The organism is Geofilum rhodophaeum (genome assembly GCF_002210225.1).
Classification (GTDB): Bacteria; Bacteroidota; Bacteroidia; order Bacteroidales; family Marinilabiliaceae; genus Geofilum; species Geofilum rhodophaeum.
This window is the reverse complement of record NZ_MWUJ01000011.1, coordinates 123176-135476: the sequence shown is the minus strand read 5'-3', so window position 1 is coordinate 135476 and position 12301 is coordinate 123176. Positions and strand designations below refer to the sequence as shown.

The window sequence follows — 12301 nt, the reverse complement described above, 5'->3', positions numbered from 1 at the left end:
TGGGTGGCCTTGCGCGCCGGCCGCAAGTCGTCAGAGAAAAATGAACATAGCCCAGGATCCCAGGGTTGAAACCCTTGGTTATTACAAAGCCTGTAAGGCGTGCCCCGCAGGGGCACATAGGTCAGCGGGGTTGAAACCCCGCTGATTAAAAACCCTTATTGGACTTCATCGAAGTCCAATAAGGGTTTTTTGGTACATCGTGGTCTTTACCTAAAAGGACGATTAATTCTTACGACTATGAAAACGACAAAACAATTTTTAAGGGGATGTGCTGTTTGGGGAAGAGCCCTAATGGTTGTCCTGATGTTGACAGGGGCTGGCTGGTCTGCTGTTGCGGAATCTGATATTCAACAAACTGTTGAAGGTGCATCCTTGCAGTATCGTGGAGTGGTCTATGATAAGAGTTCAAATGAGCCTCTGATGTTTGCATCTGTTGCTGTTGAGGGGACCAGTATTGCCACGGTGAGTAATTCTGAGGGTGAGTTTTTAATTAAAGTGCCTGCTGATTTGAAAGCTGCCAGTCTGGTGTTTTCGTACATTGGGTATCAGAAACAGAAGGTCGCATTGGCCGATTTAAATGCTGACGGCAATCGGGTAGGATTGGAAATGACTACGGTCCCTTTGGTGGAGGTGAGTGTGTTTCCCAACGATCCTGATTTATTGATTCGTGCAATTATGAATCGTCGGGATCAGAATTATTTGGATCAAACTGCTACTAAATCGGCTTTCTATCGCGAGACCATTAAAAAGGGGTGGAATTATGTCTCGCTTACCGAGGCGGTGCTTGATGTGTACAAACAACCTTACAACAGTGCGAGAAGTGATCAGGCACGTTTGACTATTGGTAGAAAGAGTACGGATTATGACCGTTTGGATACTCTTGTGTTTCGTTTGCAGGGGGGACCGCTGGCTGCGATGATGCTGGATATTATGAAAGAGCCCTATGCCTTGTTTGACGAAGAAATGTTGGAGTTTTATTCTTTTGAACTCAATAATATTACACGTGAAGACGATAGGATGCTGTATGTGCTCGGTTTTAAGCAAAAGCCAGAAGTAAAGATGCCGTTGTTTTATGGTCAGTTGTATGTTGATAGTGAAAGTTTAGCCATTGTGAATGCAACTTTTAATATGGATCTTTCAAATCGGGAGGAAGCAGCGCGAATGTTCATTCGAAGGAAGCCCGCTGGTGCAAGGGTTTTTCCCACAGAGGCTTCGTATATGGTGACATATAGGGAACAAAATGGGAAATGGTTCCTGGGTTACGCACGTGCACAGGTCGATTTTAGGGTAAATTGGCGGCGCCGATTGTTCAATACCAACTATTATACCACTATGGAAATGGCTTTTACCGATATGCAGTTAACTGAGGAGCGCCCCTTTAAGGGCAGTGACAGGTTGAGGATGAATGTGATAATGGAGGATGCTGTGGATGGTTTTAATGATGATGCGTTCTGGGGAGATTATAATGTGATTGAGCCGGAGCAGCCAATTGAAAATGCAATTAAGAGAATTCAGAGGAATTTGTAAAGAGTGATGGAGAAGCAGATTTGGTGTAGGGTTGGAGGAGCCGAAAGGCTCCTCCAATTTTTATGGGCTGGGCTTTGTGCCGGTGGTACGGTTTGTTTTATTCCCAATTGAGAATAACTTTTCCGCAATTTCCACTTTCCATTACATCAAAACCTTTTTGAAAATCGTCGATGGGGAGGCGGTGGGTAATGAGGGGACTGAGGTCGAGTCCCGACATGAGCATTTGCTCCATGTGGTACCAGGTTTCGAACATTTCACGCCCGTATATACCTTTTATGGTGAGTCCCTTGAATATCATTTTATTCCAATCGACCGTAGTGTTGGCTGGCAAAATGCCGAGGAGGGCGATTTTGCCGGAGTTGTACATGTGGTCGAGCATTTGATTGAATGCAGCGGTTGAGCCACTGCACTCCAGTCCGATGTCAAATCCACGCATGCCCAGCTCGCTAACCAGGGCGGTGAGGTCTTCCTGGAGGGGGTTGAGGACGCGTGTTGCCCCCATTTTTTTGGCCAGTTCGGCACGATAGGCGTTGGTCTCGGTAGCTACGACGTAACGGGCCCCGGCAAACTTGGCTACCGCTACACACATGCTCCCGATGAGTCCGGCCCCTGTTATTAAAACATCCTCACCAATGAGAGGAAAGCTGAGCGCGGTATGGGTCGCGTTGCCAAAAGGATCCATAATGGATACGATCTCATCTGGGATTTTGGCGTTGATTTTCATCACGTTGTTGGCGGGTACCACAACATATTCGGCGAAGGCTCCATCGATGTTTACACCAATGCCTACGGTCTTTTCGCAAATGTGCTGACGGCCTCGTCTGCAATTCCGACAGTGTCCGCAGGCAATGTGCCCTTCGCCTGTTACGCGGTCGCCTTCCTTCACGTTGTGCACCTCCGAGCCGGTGGCCGCTACGTGTCCCACATATTCGTGACCTATAACCATGGGTGTTTTAATGGTTTTTTGTGCCCATTCGTCCCATTTGTATATGTGCAGGTCGGTGCCGCAAATGGCGGTCTTGCTGATCTTAATCAGCACATCGTTATGCCCTGGTTGGGGAACGGGTACCTCCTGCATCCAGATGCCTTTTTCAGGCCGGGCTTTTACCAGCGCGCGCATGCTTGCCATAGTTGAAATATTAGTTGTTGTTTGTTACACGAATTTAAGCAAAGTGGCCGATTTTTTGCACAAAATTGAATTTTTGACTGTATTTTTGAAAAAAGACTCGGGAGATATGTGTTGGTTTGTTTGTAAGTTGTTGAAATATAGTGCTTTTGTTTTTTTGTCGGTGCTGCCTGCAGCTGGTTTAGCTCAACGTATGCCTATGGCTTCAGACTCCTTGTCGGGTGGTGCGGTAGATACTTGGCTAAGAACCGGCGCATCAAAGGAGCGCGGGAAGCGCAGCGGAACCGAAGTAGACAGCAGGGGCCTGGGGGGCGACAGTGTTTCGGGGCATGGGCAGACTAAGCTGCTCTCTGACTGGGAAAAGGAGTGGATGCAACTGAAACAAGACAACGATGCAGAGAAGAATTTCACACTGCCTGCTTTTCTGAATTTTTTAGCCTCCTGGAATGCTTCTCCGTGGACAGAAGAGGGGACAGGGGCTTTGCCTGTGGACTGGGTGAGTGCCTATTCGCCGGATAACGCATTGTGGGTAGCAGTAGCTGTGTTGCGCTATCAGAACGACGACAATCGTTTACTGTGGGTGGTTGCCAGCAAGGAGCAGCCGGGTGCGTTATCGGTCTTTAATAAGAAACTGAGTTTTAAAAGCAGTGCTACAGATGTGCTGAAACTTCGACTAAGTGAAGCGGAACCAGAGTCCGACCTACTTTTGATGCAAGTGCATTTGGGCAATCAGTTGATATTTGACCTACCGGATTTGCATTTGCGCTTGTTTACTGCAGCTTTGGTGGCTTCGGATAAGGATGTCGACCGGGAAAAATACAATCAGCTTCTTTTAGCGCGCATGGAGCTTTTGTTGGGTAGCGAGGCGCTTTTTACGCATCCTTTCGCCGATTACGAACAGCTTTCGGTTTTATTGTCGCCCGATGAACAACTTAAAGTGGTCAGCTGGAATGTGCAAGGGCAGGACTTTTACAATCGTTTTTATGGTTTTGTGGCTTTACGTGTGAAGGACAAATTGCGGGTGTTTCGACTCAACGATCAGTATCGGAACATTAAGAATCCTGAAACAGCAGTTTTAAATCCCAATCGATGGTATGGGGCCGTTTATTACGAAGTGCTGGAACACAAATACCGTGGTTCAGTATTTTATACCCTGTTGGGTTACAATGCACATGGTCCCTTTTCTAAAATCAGGGTAGTCGAAACCATTGAAGTAATCAAGGGGCAACCAAGGTTTGGGGTCCTCATGATTGAAGTGGATGGTCGTTTGCGCAGGAGACTGGTATATGAGTACAGCCAGCGTGCCAATATGTTGTTGCGCTACGATGCGCAACAGGCTATGATTGTTATGGATAACCTGGCCCCTTCGGAGCAGTATCTGCAAAATGACTTTCGTTATTACGGGCCTGATTTTACACATAATGCTTTGCGTTTTGAAAAGGGCAAATGGTTGTATCTTCCGGATGTGGACTTACGCAACCCCGCGGAGCGCCCGCCGCGACGAAATTGATATTCCCTATTAATAAGTTCGCACATGAAAGTAGTTATTATAGGTTCAGGAAATGTAGCCACTCATCTTGGGATGGCATTGAAAAATACCGGCTGTATAATTTTGGAGGTTTTTAGTCGTCAAATGCACAATGCAGAATGTCTGGCGGCTATGTTGGAGGCCCGGGCAGGAACCGATTTGTCGAAGATAAACCGGGAGGCCGATCTTTACTTGCTTTCGGTTTCAGATGCCTCCATATCGGCAGTGGCTGCTGCGCTTCCTCCTTTGAAAGGGGTGGTGGCACATACAGCTGGCAGTATTGGTATGGAGGAGCTGGAGCGTTTCCCTCTGCACGGGGTCTTGTACCCCTTCCAGACTTTTACCAAGGAGAAAGAGGTGGACTTTAAAACCGTGCCGGTTTTGTATGAGGGCAATCGTTCTGCCTCCCGAAAGATGCTCAATGAGGTGGCATTATCGATCAGTGGTAAGGTGCAAAAAGCATCGGGCGCGCGGCGAAAAGCCTTGCATGTTGCGGCTGTTTTTGCCTGTAATTTTGTCAATCATTTGTACACCCTGGCCAATGATCTTATGGAGAAGGAGGGCCTCGATTTTTCTTTATTGGAGCCCCTTATACGAGAAACAACGCAGAAAGCACTCACGATGAAACCTGCCGACGCCCAAACAGGTCCTGCCCGTAGGGGCGATCGCCTGGTAAGCCAGGCGCATTTGGAGACACTTGAAGCTTATCCGGCTCAGCATGATGTTTACGCCCTTCTTTCTGAAAGTATTTTTCGCTATTTTCGCACAAAAGATGAGCTTTATGACCAACTTTAAGGAGGATTTGATGCAGGTGAAAGCCTTCGCCTTTGATGTGGACGGGGTGTTGAGTTCGGACACCATTGCTATGGATGACGGAGGAGTGCCTTTGCGAACGGTGAATATTAAGGATGGATTTGTGCTGCAAAAGGCGGTGAAGTTGGGCTACCCCATCGCCATTATCACCGGTGGCAATACGCCTTCGGTTCGCTTGCGCTATCAAAACCTGGGCATAGAAGATATTTATATGGCTTCTTCTTACAAGATGAAGGATTTTGAGGACTGGATTTTGAAGAGGGGCTTGAAAGCAGACGAAGTCATGTATATGGGCGACGATTTGCCCGACTATCATGTGATGAAAAGAGTGGGGGTGCCTGTTTGTCCCGCCGATGCCGCACAGGAAATTCGTGGACTTTGTAAGTATGTGAGTCCCCGTAATGGCGGTGCAGGTTGCGTTCGCGATGTGGTGGAGCAGGTGCTGCGCGCCCACGGGCATTGGGGCAGTGATTATACCTGGTAACCCTTAATACAAGGAAATATGGCTTTTTTGCGATTAATTCGGTTTAAGAATCTGCTCATAATTGTGCTTTTGCAACTGCTGTTGCGTTATGTACTGCTTATGCCCATGCTTGAGCACTATGGTTTGGAGCCTGCGCTGAGTCATCTTCGTTTTGCCTTGTTGGTGCTGACTACCGTCTTTTTAGCTGCTTCCGGTTATGTGATTAACGATTACTTCGACATCAAGACCGACTTGATAAACCGACCTTCGAGGGTGGTGGCGGGACAAGTTTTTCAGCGGCGTACCGTTTTGCTTTGGCATGTGTTATTTACTTTCCTGGGGGTGTTTATGGGTTTGTTTTTGGCCTATATAACAAGGAAAGAGAATTACGCCCTGATGTTTATTCTGGTGCCTGCTTTGCTGTGGTACTACTCCACCACGCTTAAAAAGCAGATGCTGATAGGCAATCTGGTGATTTCTTTTATGACGGCTGTTGTTCCCTATTTTGTGGTTTCTTTGGAGTTTGCCGTGCTGGCTCGTGTGCACGGCGAGGCTGTTTTAGACACGGAGGCTTGTTCCATGGCCTGGTTTTGGACCACTGGTTTTGCTTTTTTTGCTTTTGCCAGCAACCTGGGGCGTGAAATTATTAAAGACCTGGAAGATGTAAAGGGAGATGCAGAGGCCGGCTGTCGCACGCTGCCCATTGAAATGGGTGAGCCCGCTACCCGCCGTCTGGTGGCCATCCTCCACGCAGCCCTTTTATTGGCTTTGTGGATTGTTTATGCCATGGTCCCGCAACTGCGCAACAGTCCATTAGCCTTCGTTTATTTTCTGGTTTTACTTACACTGCCCTTTTTGTGGCTTATATTTAAAGTGCTTAAGGCCAGGTCGCACAGCGAGTACCACCGCGCCTCCCAAGTGAGTAAGCTCATTATGTTGGCTGGAATTTTATTTGTTTTTGTCGCCCGCTCATTTTTCCCCCTTTAGGGCTGGGCGTAAGAAGATGGTTTATGCTCGATAATATTAAGGATTACCGAATTGTTTTGGCATCGGGTTCGCCCCGGCGCAGTGAGTTGTTGAAAATGGCTCACATTAACTTTGAGGTGCTGGTGGTTCCGGACCTGCCAGAAACGTATCCAGACGATTTAGCCCTTGATCAGATACCCGAATATCTTGCCCGTCAAAAGCAGGCCGCCTATGCCTCCGAGTGGGGCCGGCCCGATACACTGGTACTCACCGCAGATACCATTGTGGAGCTGGATGGGAAAGTTTTGAATAAACCCGTCGATCGCGAGGATGCCCTTCGAATGCTTGGGGCGCTTTCGGGCAACAAGCACAGGGTGTTGACTGGTGTTGTTATAAAAAGCGCACAAAAGGAGGTGGCCTTTACTGCTGTTACAGAGGTGTGGTTTAAGTCCCTCAAGAAAGACGTTCTGAGCTACTACGTGGATCAGTGTAAACCATTCGATAAAGCTGGTGCTTATGGTGTTCAGGAATGGATTGGTCTTGTTGGTGTAGAGCGTATTGAGGGTTCCTTTTACAATGTGATGGGCCTTCCGGTAGGGCGCCTCTATGAGGAATTGTCTCGTTTTTGATCAACCAATTAAACTGTTGCTATGTACAAAATTTTTACTGTTTGCTTTCTTTTTGTTTTGCTTTCGGGACCTGCAAAGGCAGGGGAAGGGATGTGGATTCCCTTGTTGTTGGGTGAGTTGAACCTTGTTGAAATGCAGGAAAATGGCTTTGAATTGACGGCTGAAGATGTTTACAGTGTGAATGCTGCAAGCATGAAGGATGCCGTTGTGGTTTTCGGAGGAGGCTGCACGGGCAGCCTCATTTCCGGGGAGGGACTGCTGATAACCAATCACCATTGTGGCTATTCTGCCATTCAGCGGCACAGCAGTGTTGAGCACGATTATCTGACGGATGGTTTTTGGGCGATGTCGCAAGAGGAGGAGTTGCCTAATGAAGACTTAAAAGTTACTTTTTTGCGCAGTATGGAAGAGGTTACTGCTTCTGTCTTAAAAGGGGTGACCGACGAAATGACGGAGGAGCAGCGCAGGGAAGTAATTGCAGCCAATTCGGTGGCCTTGATGGAGGAGGCCGTTGAAGGAACCCATTTTACAGCCCGTGTGGAGTCTTTTTTTGCTGGCAATCAGTATTTCTTGTTCGTTAATGAGGTGTTTGACGATGTGCGTTTGGTGGGAGCTCCTCCTTCGGCCATCGGGAAATTTGGTGGAGACACGGATAACTGGATGTGGCCCAGGCATACGGGCGATTTCGCCTTGTTTCGGGTTTATGCCAATGAAGAAAATGCACCCTCTGCTTATGCTGAAAGCAACGTGCCTTACCAACCAAGGCACTTTTTCCCAGTTTCATCAGAAGGCGTAAAGGAAGGTGATTTTACCATGGTGTTTGGTTATCCGGGTTCTACGGCTCAATATGTGCCCTCGTGGCATTTACAAATGCTTACCGAGACGGTGTATCCACAGCTGATTCGACTGCGTGATGAAAAGTTAGCCGTGATGCGTCATCATATAGAGCAGGACCGCGCGGTACGCATTCAATATGCCGCCAAACATGCGTCTGTTTCCAATTCCTGGAAGCGCTGGCGGGGAGAAATTCGTGGTTTGGAAATATTGGATGCCGTAAATAAGAAGCAGGCGCAGGAAGCTGCTTTTTTACAATGGCTCGAAGCCGATGCAGAGCGGCAATCTGCTTATGGATCGCTCTTGGAAGATTACGCCGAGGTGTATGCCCGAATGGAGACTATGCAATTGGGGAGAGATTACCTTTTGGAATTGATTGGGCGAACAGGAATGGAAACCCTTCGTTTGGCCGGCAGTTTCAGCACTTTGTTGAACCTGATTGATGCCAAAGAACCCGATAAGGCTGCCATCAAAGAAGAACGCGAGCGCTTGTTGGGTACTTTGGACGGACATTTTAAGGATTTTCATCAAGCCCTTGACGAGGAAATGACAAAGGTGTTGTTGACGCGTATGCGGAAAGATTTGCCACAGGAGCTTCAGTCCGATGTGTTTGTCCACATCGATAAAAAGTATGACGGTGAGGTCGCTGCTTTTGTTGCAGAATTGTTTCATGAAACGGTGTTTACCGATAAGGCCGCACTTGTTGCCTTGCTGCAAAGTGTTTCCGCTAAAAAGTTGCAGCCCTTACGTAAGGATCCTTCCTATAGTCTGTATGCACGTCTGAGTAAAATCTACCACGATCAGATCTTGCCGGAGTACAGTCGGCTCAGTGCAGGGATCGACAGTCTTGATCGACAATACATGCGTGCCTTGCAAGCCTTTGAACCAGAGCGGCGCTTTTATCCCGATGCCAATTTTACTTTGCGTGTTTCTTACGGTCAGGTGCGTGGCTACGAAGCCCGTGATGCCGTGGAATTCAGGTATTATACTACCATTGACGGCATTATGGAAAAGAACAATCCGGAAATCTATGATTACGATGTGCCTGCACAATTACAAGACTTGTATGCTCGGGGCGATTTTGGGGATTATGCGCGTGAAGGTTACCTGCCTGTTTGCTTTTTGGCCAGCAACCATACCACCGGCGGCAATTCGGGCAGTCCTGTAGTAAACAGTCGCGGTCATTTAATTGGCGTTAATTTTGATCGGGCCTGGGAGGGCGTAATGAGCGATTTGATGTTTAATCCCGAGCAATGTCGCAACATATCGGTGGATATGCGTTACGTGCTATTTATAATCGATAAATTTGCGCAGGCAGACTACTTACTCGATGAAATGGAAATAGTTGGTTCAGGTACTTTGGAAGAAAAAGAAGCAGCACTGTTGTAACTTTTTTAGTGGCGTAGCGGTCGTACCATTATTATAAAATTTTAGACCCAATGCTATGAAACACAATTCAATTTTTTTGGCCTTAATGGTGAGCTTTATGATGAGTGCCTGCGTTTATGGCGGTACCACTGACCTTTCGGGTGAACTAGTACAACAACACCACTCTTTGGATGCCTTTAACAGCATTCATGTGAAAACCGGGGTGCGACTGATCCTTACTCAGGGAGATACCAATGCGGCTATGGTTGAAGCCGACTCGGAGGTTATTGATCGTGTTGTATTGGAGAACAAAGACGGGAAGCTCGAGATTTATGTCGAAAATCCCGGAGGAGCCCGTTGGTTTCAATGGGGAAACACTACGGGCTCCGTAACGGTCTATCTTACCTTTCGCGAGTTGAACGAGTTGGATGCATCTTCCGGAGCGCATGCAGAAACCCAGGGACTTATTGCAGCTACCAGTTTTCAAATGGATGCATCTTCCGGGGCGCACCTGGATGTGAGTTTGAATGCTGCTGAAGTGGAAGTGGAAGCCTCATCCGGTGCACATATTACACTCAAAGGGCAGGCTGACCGGATTTCTGCCGATGCGAGCAGCGGAGCGCATATTAAGGCTGCTGATTTTATTGCTTTGGGAGGTGTTGCAGAAGCCAGCAGTGGCGCGCATGTGACTTTGTTTGTAAACGGTTCGGCCGATGCAAAGGCCAGCTCCGGGGCACAGGTACGTGTTTTGGGTGATGTAGCTCTAAAAAACATTGAGAGTTCAAGTGGCGGAAGCATCAAAACCCGTTAAGCAACTTTTTTTTCGGGGTATTATCAAAAAAGGGGGGTGAGATATTAAGTCTCACCCCCTTTTTTGACCTTGGGTCGCTATTGTGTTTGTTCCATTTTTTAACTAAGAGCTGGCTGCTACTTTTACTTTCCCATTCAAAATGTCCCTGGCCATATCCAGGATGGTGGTGTCGTCCAACTCTACGATGCCTCCATCGGGGCCCTGCTCCAGGTGGATACCTACACTTTTACCCCGATCGTAGTTGGCCCCTCCGAAATAATTCCGAACCGTTTCTACGTCGAGGTTTAAATTTTCAGCGATGGTACGGGTTGCGCCTTCCGGAAGACTGTCCTTGAGCTTCCGGAGCTGATTGAAAGTTATAGTCGTACTCATGATTGAAAGGTATTAAAAGGTTACATGATTGTTTTAAAGATAACAAACCAAACCCGATAATGACAATTTTTTAACATGAGATTGTTGTGAATTAACAAAAATTAAATAATAAAAAATTGTGTATTTCAATTTTTGTTTTATTAGAGGAGCGGCAACAAAGCGTTGTTGTTGTTTACAGCTGTGCTTTCTTTTTGTTTAAAGGAGTTCTTTGGCTGCCAGCAGGAGCATGGCTATGGACACCACTCCGGTATATACGACCGCAGCACTTGGGTACGAAATACCTGGTCTTGATAATGGGGTTTGCAGACGGTTTGTGAAGCGTCGATAAATGACGTACACCAAGCCGGCAGAGAGTAAGCCTACCACCATTCCACCCAGTATGTCGCCCGGATAATGAACCCCCAGGTATATTCGCGAATAGCTGTTCAGCACGGCCCAGATAAATATGAAGAACACATAGCCTGGTTTGCGGAAGAGCAGGCTGGTAAAGAGGGCCAGTCCAAAAGAATTGGAGGCGTGTGAAGAGACAAAGCCAAAGCGTCCGCCCCTATAGGAATTGACCAGATGAATCAGTCCCTCCAGGGCTGGTTCACGTGAAGGCCGTGGACGTTCGAAGAGCGGTTTGAGCAGTCCGCTGGCAATTTGATCGCAGAGGGTAATGACCAGGGCAATAGCCAGCAAAGTCCACAAGCCTCTCCAACCATGCGCCTTAAAGATGGCAAAAAGCAGGGAGGCATATAAAGGGATCCAGATGATGGTGCTGGAAAAGAGCCAGAAAAACTTGTCCCCAAAGGGACTGTGTTGACCGTTGAAGAACAAGAGTAGGTCCGTGTCGAATTGCAACAGTGTATCCAGCATAAATCGTGAAATGTACGTTTTGAACGTAAATATATACAAAATCTCCAAAGTATATACAAATTCTCCCCCGGGCATCCTTTTCGGAGCAGCCCTTTGTGCTTAATGGTTGTGACAGTCCCTGCGCTAAGGACTAAAGTCTGCAGTACTTTTGTTGGTGAAAACGCCGCTTATTGCTTACTTTTGTCGCTTCATTATACCGTGGCTTAAGGGCTGCACAAAAGCTGAACTATGCAATTGAACTTGAAAAACCCCTTGGTATTCTTTGATTTGGAAACAACCGGGATAAATATTGTGAGCGACCGGATTGTGGAGATCGCCATGTTGAAAGTGCAGGTGAACGGGAAGGAGGAGCTGCGTTCTTACCGCATCAATCCGGAGATGCCGATACCCAGGCAGGCCAGTGAAATTCATGGCATTTACGATGAGGATGTAAAGGATGCGCCAACTTTTAAGCAGGTGGCCCGTGACCTGGCCAGGTTTTTGGAAGGATGCGATTTGGGTGGGTTTAATTCAAATAAGTTTGATATTCCATTGTTGGCCGAAGAGTTTATTCGGGCGGAAGTCGATTTTGATATGCAGAAAAGACGGTTTGTGGATGTGCAGACTATTTTTCATAAAATGGAGAAGCGTACCCTGGAGGCAGCTTACAAGTTTTACTGTGAGAAGGATCTGAAGGATGCCCACAGTGCTGAAGCCGATACTGTGGCTACTTATGAGGTGCTGAAGGCACAGCTTGATCGTTATGCCGAGCTCGAAAATGATGTAAACTTCTTAGCTAAGTTTTCAACCCACAACCGGACGGTCGATTTTGCGGGCCGCATTGTTTACAACGATAAGGATGTGGAAGTTTTTAATTTTGGAAAGTATAAGGGGGTTAGTGTGGAAGAGGTGCTGGAGAAGGATCCTGGTTATTACGGATGGATGATGAATGGCGATTTTCCACTTTATACCAAAAAGGTGCTGACCAACATAAAGCTGCGTCGATTGAAAGGATAGTGTGGTGTTT

The 12301-nt window shown here is 47.4% G+C and carries 12 protein-coding genes; 9 read left to right on the top strand and 3 right to left on the bottom strand.

The features are described from left to right. Positions 1-237: 237 nt before the first annotated feature. Complete coding sequence (locus B4W65_RS11375) at positions 238-1527, top strand: carboxypeptidase-like regulatory domain-containing protein (protein ID WP_088655281.1); 1290 nt, start codon at positions 238-240, stop codon at positions 1525-1527. A gap of 97 nt (positions 1528-1624) precedes the next feature. On the opposite strand, the gene tdh is transcribed toward B4W65_RS11375, so the two are convergent. Continuing rightward, positions 1625-2656 (bottom strand): L-threonine 3-dehydrogenase, encoded by a 1032-nt coding sequence (gene tdh, locus B4W65_RS11370; protein ID WP_240509560.1) that lies wholly within the window; start codon positions 2654-2656, stop codon positions 1625-1627. Between the two features lie 196 nt (positions 2657-2852). On the opposite strand from tdh, the gene B4W65_RS11365 reads away from it, so the two are divergent. Genes B4W65_RS11365 through B4W65_RS11335 form a run of 7 tightly spaced genes read left to right on the top strand, consistent with a single transcriptional unit; the run spans position 2853 to position 10065 of the window. Next, positions 2853-4163, top strand: coding sequence for a hypothetical protein (locus B4W65_RS11365; RefSeq protein ID WP_146697777.1), 1311 nt, complete (start codon positions 2853-2855; stop codon positions 4161-4163). A gap of 24 nt (positions 4164-4187) precedes the next feature. Beyond that, positions 4188-4976, top strand: coding sequence for a Rossmann-like and DUF2520 domain-containing protein (locus B4W65_RS11360; protein ID WP_088655279.1), 789 nt, complete (start codon positions 4188-4190; stop codon positions 4974-4976). Next, positions 4963-5478, top strand: a complete 516-nt coding sequence (locus B4W65_RS11355) for a KdsC family phosphatase (protein ID WP_088655278.1) — start codon at positions 4963-4965, stop codon at positions 5476-5478. Before B4W65_RS11360 ends, B4W65_RS11355 begins: the two co-directional genes overlap by 14 nt. An 18-nt stretch (positions 5479-5496) precedes the next feature. Next, positions 5497-6444 (top strand): geranylgeranylglycerol-phosphate geranylgeranyltransferase, encoded by a 948-nt coding sequence (locus tag B4W65_RS11350; protein ID WP_088655277.1) that lies wholly within the window; start codon positions 5497-5499, stop codon positions 6442-6444. A gap of 23 nt (positions 6445-6467) precedes the next feature. Further along, positions 6468-7052: a Maf family nucleotide pyrophosphatase gene (locus tag B4W65_RS11345; protein WP_088655276.1), complete on the top strand. Its 585-nt coding sequence runs from the start codon at positions 6468-6470 to the stop codon at positions 7050-7052. Between the two features lie 21 nt (positions 7053-7073). Then, positions 7074-9275 (top strand): S46 family peptidase, encoded by a 2202-nt coding sequence (locus B4W65_RS11340; RefSeq protein WP_088655275.1) that lies wholly within the window; start codon positions 7074-7076, stop codon positions 9273-9275. Positions 9276-9330: 55 nt separating this feature from the next. Beyond that, the gene (locus B4W65_RS11335) at positions 9331-10065 is read left to right on the top strand and encodes a head GIN domain-containing protein (RefSeq protein ID WP_088655274.1); all 735 of its coding nucleotides are present in this window, start codon (positions 9331-9333) and stop codon (positions 10063-10065) included. 102 nt (positions 10066-10167) lie between these two features. Here B4W65_RS11335 and B4W65_RS11330 read toward each other — a convergent pair whose 3' ends face one another. Together B4W65_RS11330 and B4W65_RS11325 are read right to left on the bottom strand one after the other, a co-directional pair. After that, positions 10168-10437, bottom strand: coding sequence for a DNA-binding protein (locus B4W65_RS11330; protein WP_088655273.1), 270 nt, complete (start codon positions 10435-10437; stop codon positions 10168-10170). A 195-nt stretch (positions 10438-10632) separates the two neighbouring features. Continuing rightward, positions 10633-11295, bottom strand: coding sequence for a phosphatase PAP2 family protein (locus tag B4W65_RS11325; protein WP_240509559.1), 663 nt, complete (start codon positions 11293-11295; stop codon positions 10633-10635). A gap of 228 nt (positions 11296-11523) precedes the next feature. Between B4W65_RS11325 and B4W65_RS11320 the strand changes: the two genes are divergently transcribed. Further along, positions 11524-12291, top strand: coding sequence for a 3'-5' exonuclease (locus B4W65_RS11320; RefSeq protein WP_088655272.1), 768 nt, complete (start codon positions 11524-11526; stop codon positions 12289-12291). Positions 12292-12301: the final 10 nt, after the last annotated feature.

Excerpts from the sequence above, each read along its gene's own strand:
- B4W65_RS11365 (WP_146697777.1), top strand. The coding sequence starts at position 2,853 with ATGGCTTCAGACTCCTTGTCGGGTGGTGCGGTAGATACTTGGCTAAGA.
- B4W65_RS11345 (WP_088655276.1), top strand. The coding sequence starts at position 6,468 with ATGCTCGATAATATTAAGGATTACCGAATTGTTTTGGCATCGGGTTCG.
- B4W65_RS11340 (WP_088655275.1), top strand. The coding sequence starts at position 7,074 with ATGTACAAAATTTTTACTGTTTGCTTTCTTTTTGTTTTGCTTTCGGGA.
- B4W65_RS11375 (WP_088655281.1), top strand. The coding sequence starts at position 238 with ATGAAAACGACAAAACAATTTTTAAGGGGATGTGCTGTTTGGGGAAGA.
- B4W65_RS11325 (WP_240509559.1), bottom strand. The coding sequence starts at position 11,295 with ATGCTGGATACACTGTTGCAATTCGACACGGACCTACTCTTGTTCTTC.
- B4W65_RS11360 (WP_088655279.1), top strand. The coding sequence starts at position 4,188 with ATGAAAGTAGTTATTATAGGTTCAGGAAATGTAGCCACTCATCTTGGG.
- B4W65_RS11355 (WP_088655278.1), top strand. The coding sequence starts at position 4,963 with ATGACCAACTTTAAGGAGGATTTGATGCAGGTGAAAGCCTTCGCCTTT.
- B4W65_RS11320 (WP_088655272.1), top strand. The coding sequence starts at position 11,524 with ATGCAATTGAACTTGAAAAACCCCTTGGTATTCTTTGATTTGGAAACA.
- B4W65_RS11350 (WP_088655277.1), top strand. The coding sequence starts at position 5,497 with ATGGCTTTTTTGCGATTAATTCGGTTTAAGAATCTGCTCATAATTGTG.
- B4W65_RS11335 (WP_088655274.1), top strand. The coding sequence starts at position 9,331 with ATGAAACACAATTCAATTTTTTTGGCCTTAATGGTGAGCTTTATGATG.
- tdh (WP_240509560.1), bottom strand. The coding sequence starts at position 2,656 with ATGGCAAGCATGCGCGCGCTGGTAAAAGCCCGGCCTGAAAAAGGCATC.
- B4W65_RS11330 (WP_088655273.1), bottom strand. The coding sequence starts at position 10,437 with ATGAGTACGACTATAACTTTCAATCAGCTCCGGAAGCTCAAGGACAGT.